Annotated in this window: 11 protein-coding genes; 4 read left to right on the top strand and 7 right to left on the bottom strand. The window is 59.6% G+C overall.

What is annotated here, in order from left to right; genetic code table 11:
• Window positions 1–503: 503 nt before the first annotated feature.
• Window positions 504–2,816: a penicillin-binding protein 1A gene (locus tag CPter91_RS02465; RefSeq protein ID WP_099047262.1), complete on the top strand. Its 2,313-nt coding sequence runs from the start codon at window positions 504–506 to the stop codon at window positions 2,814–2,816.
• A 41-nt stretch (window positions 2,817–2,857) separates the two neighbouring features.
• Here the strand turns inward: CPter91_RS02465 and CPter91_RS02460 are convergent, their stop codons facing one another.
• From CPter91_RS02460 to cyaY, 6 genes are all read right to left on the bottom strand, one after another.
• Window positions 2,858–3,988 carry a DUF2827 domain-containing protein gene (locus CPter91_RS02460; RefSeq protein ID WP_061936453.1) on the bottom strand — a complete coding sequence of 377 codons (1,131 nt, stop codon included), beginning with the start codon at window positions 3,986–3,988 and terminating at the stop codon, window positions 2,858–2,860.
• A complete protein-coding gene (locus CPter91_RS02455) occupies window positions 3,985–5,139 on the bottom strand; it encodes a DUF2827 domain-containing protein (protein WP_061936449.1) in 1,155 nt (384 codons plus the stop codon). Before CPter91_RS02455 ends, CPter91_RS02460 begins: the two co-directional genes overlap by 4 nt.
• A gap of 106 nt (window positions 5,140–5,245) precedes the next feature.
• Entirely contained in the window at window positions 5,246–6,388 is a 1,143-nt protein-coding gene (locus CPter91_RS02450) for a DUF2827 domain-containing protein (RefSeq protein ID WP_061936446.1), read from the bottom strand.
• A gap of 85 nt (window positions 6,389–6,473) precedes the next feature.
• Window positions 6,474–7,088, bottom strand: coding sequence for a hypothetical protein (locus CPter91_RS02445; RefSeq protein ID WP_205631648.1), 615 nt, complete (start codon window positions 7,086–7,088; stop codon window positions 6,474–6,476).
• A 53-nt stretch (window positions 7,089–7,141) separates the two neighbouring features.
• Window positions 7,142–8,371: an MORN repeat-containing protein gene (locus CPter91_RS02440; protein WP_061936442.1), complete on the bottom strand. Its 1,230-nt coding sequence runs from the start codon at window positions 8,369–8,371 to the stop codon at window positions 7,142–7,144.
• 503 nt (window positions 8,372–8,874) lie between these two features.
• Window positions 8,875–9,201 carry an iron donor protein CyaY gene (gene cyaY / locus CPter91_RS02435; RefSeq protein WP_061936440.1) on the bottom strand — a complete coding sequence of 109 codons (327 nt, stop codon included), beginning with the start codon at window positions 9,199–9,201 and terminating at the stop codon, window positions 8,875–8,877.
• Between the two features lie 41 nt (window positions 9,202–9,242).
• Here cyaY and lptM point away from each other — a divergent pair, with 41 nt between their 5' ends.
• The 3 genes from lptM to CPter91_RS02420 are packed head-to-tail and all read left to right on the top strand — an operon-like array spanning window position 9,243 to window position 11,593.
• The gene (gene lptM / locus CPter91_RS02430; protein WP_061936437.1) at window positions 9,243–9,476 is read left to right on the top strand and encodes an LPS translocon maturation chaperone LptM; all 234 of its coding nucleotides are present in this window, start codon (window positions 9,243–9,245) and stop codon (window positions 9,474–9,476) included.
• A 12-nt stretch (window positions 9,477–9,488) separates the two neighbouring features.
• Window positions 9,489–10,772: a diaminopimelate decarboxylase gene (lysA, locus tag CPter91_RS02425; RefSeq protein WP_061936434.1), complete on the top strand. Its 1,284-nt coding sequence runs from the start codon at window positions 9,489–9,491 to the stop codon at window positions 10,770–10,772.
• Window positions 10,769–11,593, top strand: a complete 825-nt coding sequence (locus CPter91_RS02420) for a transporter (protein ID WP_236905923.1) — start codon at window positions 10,769–10,771, stop codon at window positions 11,591–11,593. The genes lysA and CPter91_RS02420 overlap by 4 nt, the downstream gene beginning before the upstream one ends.
• On the opposite strand, the gene CPter91_RS02415 is transcribed toward CPter91_RS02420, so the two are convergent.
• Entirely contained in the window at window positions 11,560–12,228 is a 669-nt protein-coding gene (locus CPter91_RS02415) for a protein-methionine-sulfoxide reductase heme-binding subunit MsrQ (protein ID WP_061936432.1), read from the bottom strand. The genes CPter91_RS02420 and CPter91_RS02415 overlap by 34 nt on opposite strands.
• Window positions 12,229–12,245: the final 17 nt, after the last annotated feature.

The raw sequence follows: 12,245 nt of genomic DNA, 5'->3' as shown, positions 1-12,245 counted from the left end.
GCTGTAAAGAAATTTTCCTGACGGCAATTGTTTAACTGTTACGGAATATTGCTTCACAGCGACTCCATTCATACTATTTTGGTTTTGTCCGACAATTTTTGTCTGAATTTCGCAACGTAATTTGCGCTCAAGCAAGAACGCATGATGCAGAGCAAGTTTTGAGCCATGGGCGCGCTGTGTAGTGCTTCGTAAGTAATGGAGCTTCAGAAATGGCGGATTTTTGTGTCAGGCTAGGCGCAAACCGGAGCGATGGCGGGACCATCGCGAGGATTTGCAACGACGCATGACGCGAAAAGGTCCCGTTTATGAAGTTTCAGTACTTACGAAGCACTACACCAGTACTCTTGCCAGGGTCTGGATCGACCCTGCATGCTTGACATTCCCTTATCGAACGCAGGCGCTGTGCCGCTATAATGCGTGGCATCATCTTTCATAAAACGCATCGCATGACGCCTCCAGATACAGCCAGCGACACCTCTCAAAATCCTCCAGCGCGCCGCCGCATGCCGCTCGCGCTGCGCCTCGTGCTTGGCTTTTTCGGGCTGATCGCCGGCCTGGTTGCGATCGGCTGCCTGACGTTCTTCCTGATGCTGGCGATGGCCTATCCGAATCTGCCGGAGCTGGATTCGCTGACCGACTACAAACCCAAGATCCCTTTGCGCATTTTTTCAGCAGATGGCGTGCTGATCGGTGAGTTCGGCGAAGAGCGGCGCAGCCTGGTGCATATCAACGAGATCCCGGATGTCATGAAGAAGGCCGTGCTGGCAATCGAAGACGACCGCTTCTACCAGCATGGCGGCGTCGATTACCAAGGCATCCTGCGCGCCAGCTTTTCCAACCTGACCGGCGGCGGCGGCGGCGCCAGCACCATCACCCAGCAGGTCGCCCGCAACTTTTTCCTGACCAGCAACGAGCCGACTTTCTTCCAGAAGGCCTCGCGCAAATTCCTGTATGAAATCCCGCTGGCATGGAAGATTGAACGCAACCTCAGCAAGGACCAGATTCTCGAGGTCTACATGAACCAGATTTATCTGGGGCAGCGCGCCTACGGCTTCGCCTCGGCGGCACAAATCTATTTCGGCAAGCGGCTGCAAGACATCACCACCGCCGAAGCGGCGATGCTGGCCGGCCTGCCGAAGGCGCCGTCGGCCAACAATCCGGTGGTCAATCCGAAGCGCGCCACGGTGCGCCAGCAATACATCTTGTTGCGCATGCTGCAGCTCGGCTACATCACGGAGGCGCAGTACGAACAGGCCAAGAACGAAACGCTGCATATCAAGACCGGCGCCAGCGAATTCGGCATCCATGCTGAATTCGTCTCGGAAATGGCACGCCAGCTGGTGTATGAGCAGTTCAAGGAAAACACTTACACGCGCGGCCTCAACGTCTTCACCACCATCACCAAGGCCGACCAGGATGCCGCTTATATCGCCTTGCGCCGCGGCGTCATGGATTACGAGAAGCGGCGCGGCTATCGCGGGCCCGAGGGTTTCATGGAGATCCCGGACACCACCAAGGAAGCCGCCGAAGACGCCATCGAAGTGGAACTGGCCGACCATCCCGACAGCGATGAAATCGTCGCCGCCGTGGTGCTGGAAGCCACGCCCAAGCTGGTGCGCGCAGTGCTGTCCTCCGGCCAGGAAATCAGCATCAGCGGCGCCGGCCTCAGCATCGCCACCAACCTGCTGAGCGACAAGGCGCCGCCGCAGCGCAAGGTCAAGCGCGGCGCCATCATCCGCGTCATGCTGGAAGGGAAAAACTGGAGCATCACCCAGATGCCGGCGGTGGAATCAGCCTTCATTGCGGCCGACACCAAGGACGGCGCCATCCGCGCCCTGATCGGCGGCTTCGACTTCAACCGCAACAAATTCAATCACGTGACCCAGGCCTGGCGCCAACCGGGATCGTCGTTCAAGCCCTTCATTTACTCCGCCTCGCTGGAAAAGGGCTTGTCGCCGGCCACCATCATCAATGATGCGCCGCTGACCTACGGTGGCGGCCAGACCGGCGGCCAGATCTGGCAGCCGAAGAATTACGGCAACAAATACGAAGGCCCGATGAGCATGCGCAAGGCCCTGACCAAGTCGAAAAACGTGGTCTCGGTGCGCATTCTTGACAAGATCGGTGCCAAGTATGGGCAGGAGTATGTGACACGTTTTGGCTTTGATGCTGACAAAAATCCGCCATACCTGACCCTGGCCCTCGGCGCCGGTGCGGTCACGCCGCTGCAAATGGTAGGCGGCTACGCGGTTTTTGCCAACGGCGGCTACAAGGTCAGCCCTTACATCATCAGCAAGATTACCGATGCAAACGGCAATGTATTGTCACAAGTACATCCCGACACCGCCGGCAACGAGGCCAACCGCATCATCGATCCGCGCAATGCCTACCTGATGGACAGCATGATGCGCGACGTCGTCCGTTACGGCACTGCCGCCAAGGCGATGTCGCTCAACCGCACCGACCTGGCCGGCAAGACCGGTACCACCAATGATTCGCTGGATGCCTGGTTTGCCGGTTACCAGCCGTCGCTGGTAGCGGTCGGCTGGATGGGTTATGACCAGCCGCGCAGCCTGGGCGACAAGGAAACCGGCGGCGGCCTGGCGCTGCCGATCTGGATCAGTTTCATGCAGCAGGCGCTGAAAGGCGTACCGATGGAAGACCGCGTGGTGCCGGATGGCCTGATTCATTCCGGCGGCGAATACTACTACGCGGAATACCCGCCGGGAGTCGCCACCCAGAACCTGGGCGGCGGCACTATCGCGCCGACGGAGGAAGAGAAAGCCAGGGACGAAGTCAAGAACGAATTGTTCTGACAGAAAACGCCGGGCGGGCCCGATGGCCCGCCCGGGCAGCGTCAATTTGCATACAAGTCAAGCAGGCGCCGGGTGTAGATTTCGATATTCTCCGGCAAACTGACATCCAGCGTGCGCAGCAAGGTCTGGGCATGACGGCGGTAATCCTCCAGCTGCGCATCATGCGTGGCAAACGCCCGCAACACTGCCTGGCCGCCTTCAAAGGAATCGAATTCCGGATAGTAGTACCCGTAATCCTTGATGAATTCCGAGTTGTGGATCAACGGATAGCCGCCGTACAAGGCTTCGTAGTACAGGTAATTCTGGCCGTTTTCCCAATGGTGGGAAATGATGCAGTCGCCATAGTTCGCCATGAATTCATACACGGCAAAGCGCCCCTCGAACGACGCCAGGCCATGGTTGACCACATCCAGCGAGCGGGCAAAATGCGAAAACTTGAGATGCTCTTTCAAGTGCAAGGTATTGCAGACGCGCAGATATTCGAGGAAGGCCGGCTGCGCGCGATAGGCTTCCTCGCAGGCCAGCATCGGCAGCAACGAGGTTTTCACCATGCAGACATTCGGCTCGAAACTGCAGACCCGCCAGCGCGGCTTGCCCGGCTGGTAGCCATAACTGAGATGCGCCGGCAAGGTGGCAATGCCCTTGGCAAAAAACAGCGGTGTCCACAGATGCGGCACGATATGCACTGGCGCGCGCGCCGTCAGGCCGAAGTAATCCTTGCAGCTGCGCTCGTACTCCGGCAGCGTCCACACGGCGTCGTAGGGCTTGTCGCTGCACAGGCCGCCGTGCGGCTTGTTGAACATGGCGCGTTCGATGTCAATCACGTAGTCATTACCGACCCGCATCCAGGCATAGCGGCCGCCACGCTCACGGAACTGGCGCACCCACTCTTCACTTAGCTGGGCGCTCATTTCGATCACCACATCCAGTGTATTCAGGGCCTCTTCCAGGCCGACCATCTGGATCCCCAGGTCGCCCAGCATCATGGCGTCGCTGACCTGTTCGGTAGAGCCGTCCAGCACCAGCACCGCCTGCTCGACCGCCGGCGACTGATTGAACAACTGCACCAGGAAGGCACAGTTCTGGAAAATACCGTTTTCCCATATCGATTGCTGCCCCGAGCGCACATACAGGGTGACGCCTACGCGTAATTTACGTTGTGGCAGGCTCATGGCATACCCTCCACGCTGAATTGAAGTCTTTTCACAAATGCATCCACATTATCGGGGTGTGCGGGATCGAGCTTGCGCAGGTAGGCGGCGCTGGTCTTCTTGTAGTCGTCCCAGAAGTCCGGTTCCTGGCGCCAGGCGTCAAGCAAGGCCCGGCCACCGGTGCTGGCCTCGAAATGCGGATAGTAGATGCCGATGCCGTCGGCTGCCAGGTACTCTGAATTATGGATCAGCGGATAACCGCCGTACAAGGTGTCGTAGTAGAGATAGTTCAAGCCGCATTCCCATTGGTGCGAGACCACGGCGTTCATTTTTTGCTGCGCCATGCACTCGACAAAGGCCACGCGCGGTTCGTAAGTCGCCTTGTGGTGGCGTGTGAGGTCGAGATTGATGGCAAAGCGGTTGAAGGTCGGATGCTCTTTCATCTGCACCGTATTCATTACCATCATCATGCTCACCGAGCGCTGGTCCAGGCGGTAAGCCTGTTCGCAGACCAGCATCGGAATGAAGCCGCTTTTGACGACCGAGATATTCGGTTCGAAAATCGCCGTGCGCCAGCCCGGCCGCTCGGCGCCGCCGGTGCTGACATGAGGCTGATAGCCGAAATGGTGGCCATCCTGCTCAACCACGTCGATCTGCTTCTGAATGAACAGCGGCGACCAGATGTGCGGCACCGCGAACACCGGCACCCGCGACACCGTGCGCAACAGCGGGCCGCTGGCTTTCATATGGTGCGGCAGGGTCCAGATTTCATGCCAGGGAGTGCCGTTGAAGATCTGGCCGCTGGGTCCCTCGAACATCGGCGCTTCGGCATTGTCGGCATAGGTGTGGCCAACAAAGAAGGTGATGATCTTGACGCCCAGAGCGCGCACATGGTGCAGCCATGGCAGCGGCAGCTGCGCGCCCATTTCGATCACCACATCCAGCTCGTGGGTGACATCGGCCGGCTTGACCAGCGGCGCGTTGAGACCGTCCAGCCCCATGTCCGCCGGCATGTGTTCGAGGTCGCCGCCGTTCAGCAGGAACACCTTGCCGACCTGCGGACTCTGCTGCAGCAGCATCACCAGGAACGCCAGGTTCTGGTTGAGGCCGTTCGACCAGAGCTGCGCTCCCTGGACGACGAAGACGGAAATGCCTACATTGATTTTTTTCATGGATAAGAAATAGTTAAAAGCACTTCGTCATGCAATCACGTAGGGTGGGCACGTTTTTGTGCCCATGCTGTAGCGCTATCCGCGTGGGCACAAAAACGTGCCCACCCTACACTATTGCTTGTTGCAGCAAAGCCGTCAGCAAGCGTTCATATTCTGCCGTCACCTCCGGACATCCCGGCAGGTAGCGGCCGAGCACTTGCCGCTGGCGCGCCAGATAATCCTGCCAGCCCTGATCGTGCGCAGTCAAGACCTCGAGCAGCTGGCGGCAGCCGTTTTGCACGCTGTTGCCCTCGTAGTAATAACCAAGATCGCTGCACATGTAGGCGTTATGCACCAGCGGATAGCCTTGCCAGCAGACGTCGAAGTAAAAATAATTCAGGGCGTTCTCGATCTGGTGGGAAATCACCACATCGGTCATCTCACTGAGGAATTGCGGGGTATCGTAGCGTCCAAGGAACACTGCCTTGTGCTGGCGCACGATATCCAGCTGGTTCATCACCGCGATGAACTCCTTGCTTTCCCGCGCCAGACGCTCGGCGTTGGTCACCTGCATGATCTCGATGTCCTGCGGACGCTGGCGATAAGCTTCTTCGGCGATAAATACCGGATACATGCAGAATTTCACGATATCGTTGTTCGGCTCCATCACAGTCAGGCGCTTGGCGCCGGCGGCACGCGGACGGTATTCGCCGTGATAGTCAAAGCCCTGGCTGCGCTGGTTGACGAAAATCGGATCCCAGACGAAGGGGACTACCTGCGCCGGCCGGCGGCGCAGGGTTTCAAAATAGGATTGGCTGTTGGTGGCGACCTGCGGCACCATCCAGATGGCGTCGTAGCGCTGGTTGACGAACAGGTCGTAACCCCATAGCGGCCGGTTGAACAGGATCGATTGCATCACGTGCACGTACTCGAAACCACAGCAATAAGATATCAGGCGGCAGCCTTGCGTCTTCAGGTAGGCGGTCTGCTCGGCGCTGACCTGGCCGCCGAGTTCGATCAGCACATCCAGGTTGTCCTTGGCCTGCTCGAAAGCCACCGTCGGCCAGCGCGCCTGGTCCCAAGGCAAGGCCGCGGTAATGGCGACTGCCGTGGTGTTCACCAAATGCACCGATGCCACGCTGGGGCAATGCTTCAATGCTTCGGCCAGGTACACTGCATTCTGCTTGATGCCATTGTTCCACAGGGATTCGTTTTCCTGATGCAAGCCGATGGTGATGCCGATCCGCACAGTGCGAGCTGAAGAATTCATAGCGTTGATTCAAATAAAAAGAAATGCTTACGGAAAAACAAGGGCGTCACGCAGGGGCGTCACTGAGTGGCGTCATTCAGTGGCGTCATTTACGCGCCGGCACCGACATCTTTGTCTGCTCGGTCCAGTTGTACTGGACATAGCGGCGGATGATCAGGCAGCCCGGGGGTGAATCCACCAGCGATACCGAACCGCCAGGCTCGGTAGGCGATACGTATACCGTGAAGGTCGGCAGCAATGGCGTTGCGCTATAGCCTTTCAGCTCAGTCTCGGCAATGCTCTTGCAGGAGTAAGGGGCGATCGAAATGCGCTCGGCCGATACCGAGCAGGCGCCGCCATCCTGCGGCACGGCCGTGATCGATACAGCCGCCGATGCACCGGCATACTCGATGCCAGTCAGTGAAAAAAATGGCCCCTTGTCCGGATGCACGCGATCCCAGTCGACCAGCACATCGTGGGCGCCAGTGCCGCTGATAGCCAGTGCCGACAAGCGGTTGATCGCGGGCTGGCATTGCTTGATGCCGACACTGCGTGCGGCTTCCGCCAACAGGTTTTTCGGCCCGGCGGCAGCCGCCTTGTTACCCGGTAAATCGGCCTTCATTTGCGCATTGGCCAGCGTGCTCAGCAATAGCAGAAAAAGCGGCAAAAGCAGGCCGATCGCTGCCAGCCATGGCATGCGCACTGTGGCGGAAACGGACATGTTCCTTGCATCGCTTGAACCTCTGGTCGGGAAAATACGTGGTGCATACGTCATCAGCTGGATCCGTTTGAAATTGAAATTGGTTCGCTGCCGCCAAGCGCGGTGTCAGTACTGCCTGGGGCGGGCGTCAGCGCCTTCGGGCTGGCGGCGGGTTCTGGCTGAGGCGGCGCCGGCGTCATGGGCGCGTTGGCCGGCTCTGGGGCAACCGGCGGGATTTCAACCGGCATGGCTGGCGGTGACACGAGCGGCGCCGGTTCGGCGGCCGGCGTCAGTGCGGGTTCGCTAGCTGGCACCGGTGCGGGCTCGGGGGCTGGGGCTGGGGCTGGGGCTGGGGCTGGGGCTGGCGCGGCCACGCCGGCCGGCATGGCTGCGGCCGGATCTGGCGGCGCTTCAACCGCTGCTGGTTGCGGCGCGATGGCGGCCGGGTCCATGACCGGCGTTTCGGGGGACGCTACCGGTGCCGGTATGATTACCGGTTCGGCAGCAGGTATCACCGCCGCCGGCATGGCGGCCGCCGGTTGCGGTACCGGTTCAGCGGCTGCGGGTGCGACGGCAGCCGGTTCCACAGCCGGCGTCGGCGGCGTCACAGGCGCTATCGCCGGCGCCGTCTGCGCTGCAGCACTGGCCTTGGCCGCGGCGGCATCCTGGTCGAGCTTCATCAGCACCACAACAGCCTTTTCGCATTCTTCTTCACTGTTGCAGGCGGTAATAAAATTTTTACCCTCCCACCAGCCGCGCAGCACATACATGCCATTCTCGGTTCGGGTACCCCTGCCGTTTTTCAGCATGTCCTGGTACTGTGGATGCGACGGCGGAAATGTCATGATTCCGTAGCCGAGCTGATGACCGCGATGCCACTGCCCGTCATACGCCGAGCCGTCGGCAAAAAACGCTTTGCCCGGCCCTTCCGGCAAGGAGTCGATATACATGCCGTCGAAACGGTTGCCCGGCTCCTCGACGCCGGTGACGTGGCCACGCAGCTTGCCCTGCTCCATGGTGCCGCTCAGTTCCGCCACCTGCTTGCCGCTGCTCAGCCAGCGCACCGTTCCCGGGCCTTGCGCCAGATCGTTCAAGCAGCGTCCGCTCCAGAGTACCGCGATGCTGCCGGCCAAGGGTTCGGCGCTCCACACCTTGCAGCCGTTGTTGACATCAAAGGCCCAACGCCTCGGTGGTTCATCAGGTTTCTGGGCAGCGCCCGGGGCGGCCGGATTGACGGTCGCGGCAACCGCCGGAATATTGGCAGCCTGGCCGGCGCCGGAGAACTGCAGAGCAGCCAACGCCATACCTATGAAAAACAGCCGTCGGCTCGCTACCGACCGCCCCAAGGGTGACGCTCGGCAGACGGCATTCTCGTCGCAGATAACGCCATCACGCCAATCACTCGGTTCTTCCGAATCCCTGATCATTATCGTGTTCATAGGTGGCTATCGTTAGGACCCGTTAGGGAATAAGTTGGGCATTTGGGCGGCCATAGCTGGATGCGATGCAAGGCGCCCGCCGCGCCGCAGTGCGAGCACTGCAAGCGGTGGCGAACGTAACAACGGCAGCAGCGCGCCAGCTACGGTCAGCACAAATGTTCAACTTATTTCCTAACGGGTTCATAGTTGAGAAGCGTTGGACAAACTCCCTGGTGCAACTCCCTGGTGCAATTCTTGCGCGACTTGTTGCGAACCCTGTGAAGCAAGATCGTGGAACAAAACCGGCGTATCAAAACAACATTACATTACTCGCATCTTACGACAAATACCGGTAGGAAATCTGCGGCTCGCCGCCTCGACAAGAAAATTTACAATGTTATTGGCACTCCACCCTGGCTGCTGATCATCACCGACAAGGCGGCAAAGAACTCGGAGCCGTCGCGCGTATTGAGCCATGCATCGCCCTTGCGCCTATAGTGGAAGCCGCCGGATTTCGCCGCGATCCACAATTCCTGCATAGGTGCTTGGCTGTTGACGATGATCTTGCTGCCGTTATCGATAAATTCGATCTCCAGCACATTGCCGCTGCGCTTGCACTCGACGTCCAGATCGGTATCGTCTGCCGCCCGCTCCAGCGCCATCTCGATCTTGCCCAAGGCCGACTCGGCGGCCGCCAGGAATTCTGATTCTGTCATGCTACACTCCAATCCGTTTCGTTAAACTGTGATTCTAATCCGTGAAGCCCATTTTTGATTTGTCGCGCACTACCACGCTGGCGCTGATCGCCATTCCGCTGACCTTGACGGCCTGCGGCCAAAAAGGCCCGCTGTTCATGCCGGCGGCGCTGCCGCCGCCGATCGTGCGGCCGGCGCCAACGCAGTCCAACGTTATTCCGAAGACAACTCCTGCGCCGGTCATCCCGGCCCCGCAGGAAACCCCGGATACGCCAACCGCGCCTACCGCCAAATAAGCACAGCCCGCCATGCCGTATTTTTCATACAAAAATGGCATCCTGCACGCTGAAAACGTCGCCCTGAACGCGATTGCCCAGCAATTCGGCAGCCCGACCTATGTCTACTCCAAGGCTGCGCTAACGGCGAATTTTTCCGCCTACGCAGATGCCTGTAGGCAACATAGCCTGGCGCCGGACAGCAGCCTGATCTGTTATTCGGTGAAATCCAACTCCAGCCTGGCGGTGCTGCAACTGCTGAACCGTCTAGGTTCCGGTTTCGATATCGTCTCGGGTGGCGAATTATTGCGCGTAATTGCCGCTGGCGGGGATCCCCGCAAAGTAATTTTCTCCGGTGTCGGCAAATCGCGTGAAGAAATGCGCCTGGCGCTGTCGCATGACATCCTGTGCTTCAACATCGAATCGATACCGGAACTGCACCGCCTGAACGAAGTGGCGGCGGCCATGGGCAAGCACGCCGCCATTTCGCTGCGTGTCAATCCCAACGTCGACGCCAAGACGCATCCCTACATTTCCACCGGCCTCAAGGAAAACAAGTTCGGTGTGGCCTACGAGGACGCACTGGCCTGCTACCGCACTGCCGCCGCCTTGCCGAACATCACGGTGGCGGGAATCGATTGCCATATCGGCTCGCAGCTGCTGGACGATGCGCCCTTGCTGGAAGCACTCGACAAGCTGATCGAGCTGGTCGACCAGCTGGCCGCCGAAGACATCCACCTGCATCACCTCGACATCGGCGGCGGCATCGGCATCACCTACGACGATGAAAAGCCGGTCGCCATCGGCGACTACCTGGGCCGCCTGTTTGCCCGCATAACTGCCTGGCGCCAGGAAAAATACCAGGGCGCGCCGATCAAGGTACTGTTTGAACCGGGCCGCTCGATTGCCGGCAACGCCGGTATCCTGCTGACTGAAATCCAGTATCTGAAACATTCCGAGGCCAAGAATTTCGCCATCGTCGATGCTGCCATGAACGACTTGATGCGGCCGGCCATGTATGAGGCCTGGCACGGCGTGCAGACCGTGGCCCGGCGCAGCAGCGCGGAGCAGGTGTATGACGTGGTCGGGCCGGTATGCGAATCCGGCGACTGGCTGGCGCGTTCGCGCTCGCTGGCAATCGAAGCCGGAGATCTGCTAGCGCTGATGTCTGCCGGCGCTTACGGCATGACCATGTCTTCCAACTACAACACACGCGGCCGCGCGGCTGAAGTGATGGTCGATGGCGGACAGGCGCATCTGATACGGCAACGCGAGAATCCCGCCGATCTGTTTGCGCTGGAAAACCTGCTGGCGTGAACTTGCGCGCCGCCAAGCACAGCACCACGATGCACAGGCTGACGCTGGTCGCTGTCTCGTCCTGTTTTTTATCCAGCTTCTTATCCTGTCTTCTGCTGCAGTCCGCCCATGCCAACCATCCGCTGGTGACCGATGACACCGGCACCCAGGACAAGGGCAATACACAGCTTGAGCTGAACACCGACTGGCTACGCCAGAACGACGTCCACACGCATGTCGCCAACTTTACCGCCAGCTATGGCTTGCTGAAAAATCTCGATATCTACGTCAATCCGCCGGCGACGCTGTCGCAGCCATCAGGCATCAATGACGTTGCCGTCGGGGTGAAGTGGCGAGTGCTGGAGCATGATGACTTCAGCCTCGGGATCAAGCCGGAGATCACGTTCCCGAGCGGCGATCCGAATCGTGGCCTGGGCCGTGGCGCCACCAGCATGTCGCTGACGCTGATCGGCAGCTACCAAAGCGGCAACTGGGCTTTCAGCAGCAACCTGGCCGCCTATTACAACCGCTATCGCCTGGCCAGCGATCAGCAAGCCAACCGCACGATGCAGTGGCGTTTATCGGCCTATGCGCTGTACGAACTGAATCCCAAGTGGAGCCTGGTGCTGGATGGCGGCATCCTGAGCAATACCGAACGCGCCAGCGACACCAGCGGCGATCTGCATTCGAGCAGCAACCCGGGTTATATCCTGACCGGGACTGTCTATTCGCCGACGCCGAACCTGGATCTCGACATGGGGCTGAAGTTCGGCATCGGCTGCGGCGCTTGCGCTGCCCAGACCCATCGTCAGGTCGGTGTCGGCGTGACCTGGCGTTTCTGAACCTTGGCGCGCGCTTGGCTTACTCCGGCGCTGCGATTGCGCCAGGCAAAATAGACACGCACCAGCAGCAGCCCGGCGATGATCGTGCCGAACAGGATCGGCTTTTCGAAATTATGCTTGCCGGCGCGCATCCACCAGAAATGCAGGATTCCCAGCAGCGCCACCGCGTACACGCTGCGATGCAACCACTGCCAGCGTTTGCCGCCGAGGCGGCGGATCATGCCGTTGGTGCTGGTCAGCGCCAGCGGCAGCAACAGCACGAAGGCGATAAAGCCGACCGTGATGAACGGCCGCTTGACGACATCCTTGAACATCTCGCCCAGATCGAAGAAATGATCGAACCAGAGGAAAGTGGTGAAATGCAGGCTGGCGTAGAAGAAGGCAAACAAACCCAGCATGCGGCGCAGCTTGATCAGCCAGTTCCAGCCGCTCAAGCGTCGCAGCGGCGTTACCGCTAACGCGATGCAGAGAAAATAAAGCGTCCAGTCGCCGCTGCTGCGGGTGATGAATTCGATCGGATTGGCGCCCAGCCCGCCAGTGAAGCCAGCCACCAGCAAACGCAGCGCGGGCAGCAAAGCCGACACGAACAGCAAAGCTCTGATGACTTTGAATTGCCTGGGAGTGGGATTGAACATGCGTGAGTTTCCCTGGC

Source organism: Collimonas pratensis (genome assembly GCF_001584185.1).
GTDB classification, from domain to species: Bacteria; Pseudomonadota; Gammaproteobacteria; order Burkholderiales; family Burkholderiaceae_D; genus Collimonas; species Collimonas pratensis.
The sequence above is the reverse complement of the archived record's forward strand: the minus strand, read 5'-3'. Positions and strand labels throughout refer to the sequence as shown.

Coding starts and splice junctions, on each gene's coding strand:
- CPter91_RS02465 (WP_099047262.1), top strand. CDS start 504: ATGCCGCTCGCGCTGCGCCTCGTGCTTGGCTTTTTCGGGCTGATCGCC.
- CPter91_RS02460 (WP_061936453.1), bottom strand. CDS start 3,988: ATGAGCCTGCCACAACGTAAATTACGCGTAGGCGTCACCCTGTATGTG.
- CPter91_RS02455 (WP_061936449.1), bottom strand. CDS start 5,139: ATGAAAAAAATCAATGTAGGCATTTCCGTCTTCGTCGTCCAGGGAGCG.
- CPter91_RS02450 (WP_061936446.1), bottom strand. CDS start 6,388: ATGAATTCTTCAGCTCGCACTGTGCGGATCGGCATCACCATCGGCTTG.
- CPter91_RS02445 (WP_205631648.1), bottom strand. CDS start 7,088: ATGTCCGTTTCCGCCACAGTGCGCATGCCATGGCTGGCAGCGATCGGC.
- CPter91_RS02440 (WP_061936442.1), bottom strand. CDS start 8,371: ATGGCGTTGGCTGCTCTGCAGTTCTCCGGCGCCGGCCAGGCTGCCAAT.
- cyaY (WP_061936440.1), bottom strand. CDS start 9,201: ATGACAGAATCAGAATTCCTGGCGGCCGCCGAGTCGGCCTTGGGCAAG.
- lysA (WP_061936434.1), top strand. CDS start 9,489: ATGCCGTATTTTTCATACAAAAATGGCATCCTGCACGCTGAAAACGTC.
- CPter91_RS02415 (WP_061936432.1), bottom strand. CDS start 12,228: ATGTTCAATCCCACTCCCAGGCAATTCAAAGTCATCAGAGCTTTGCTG.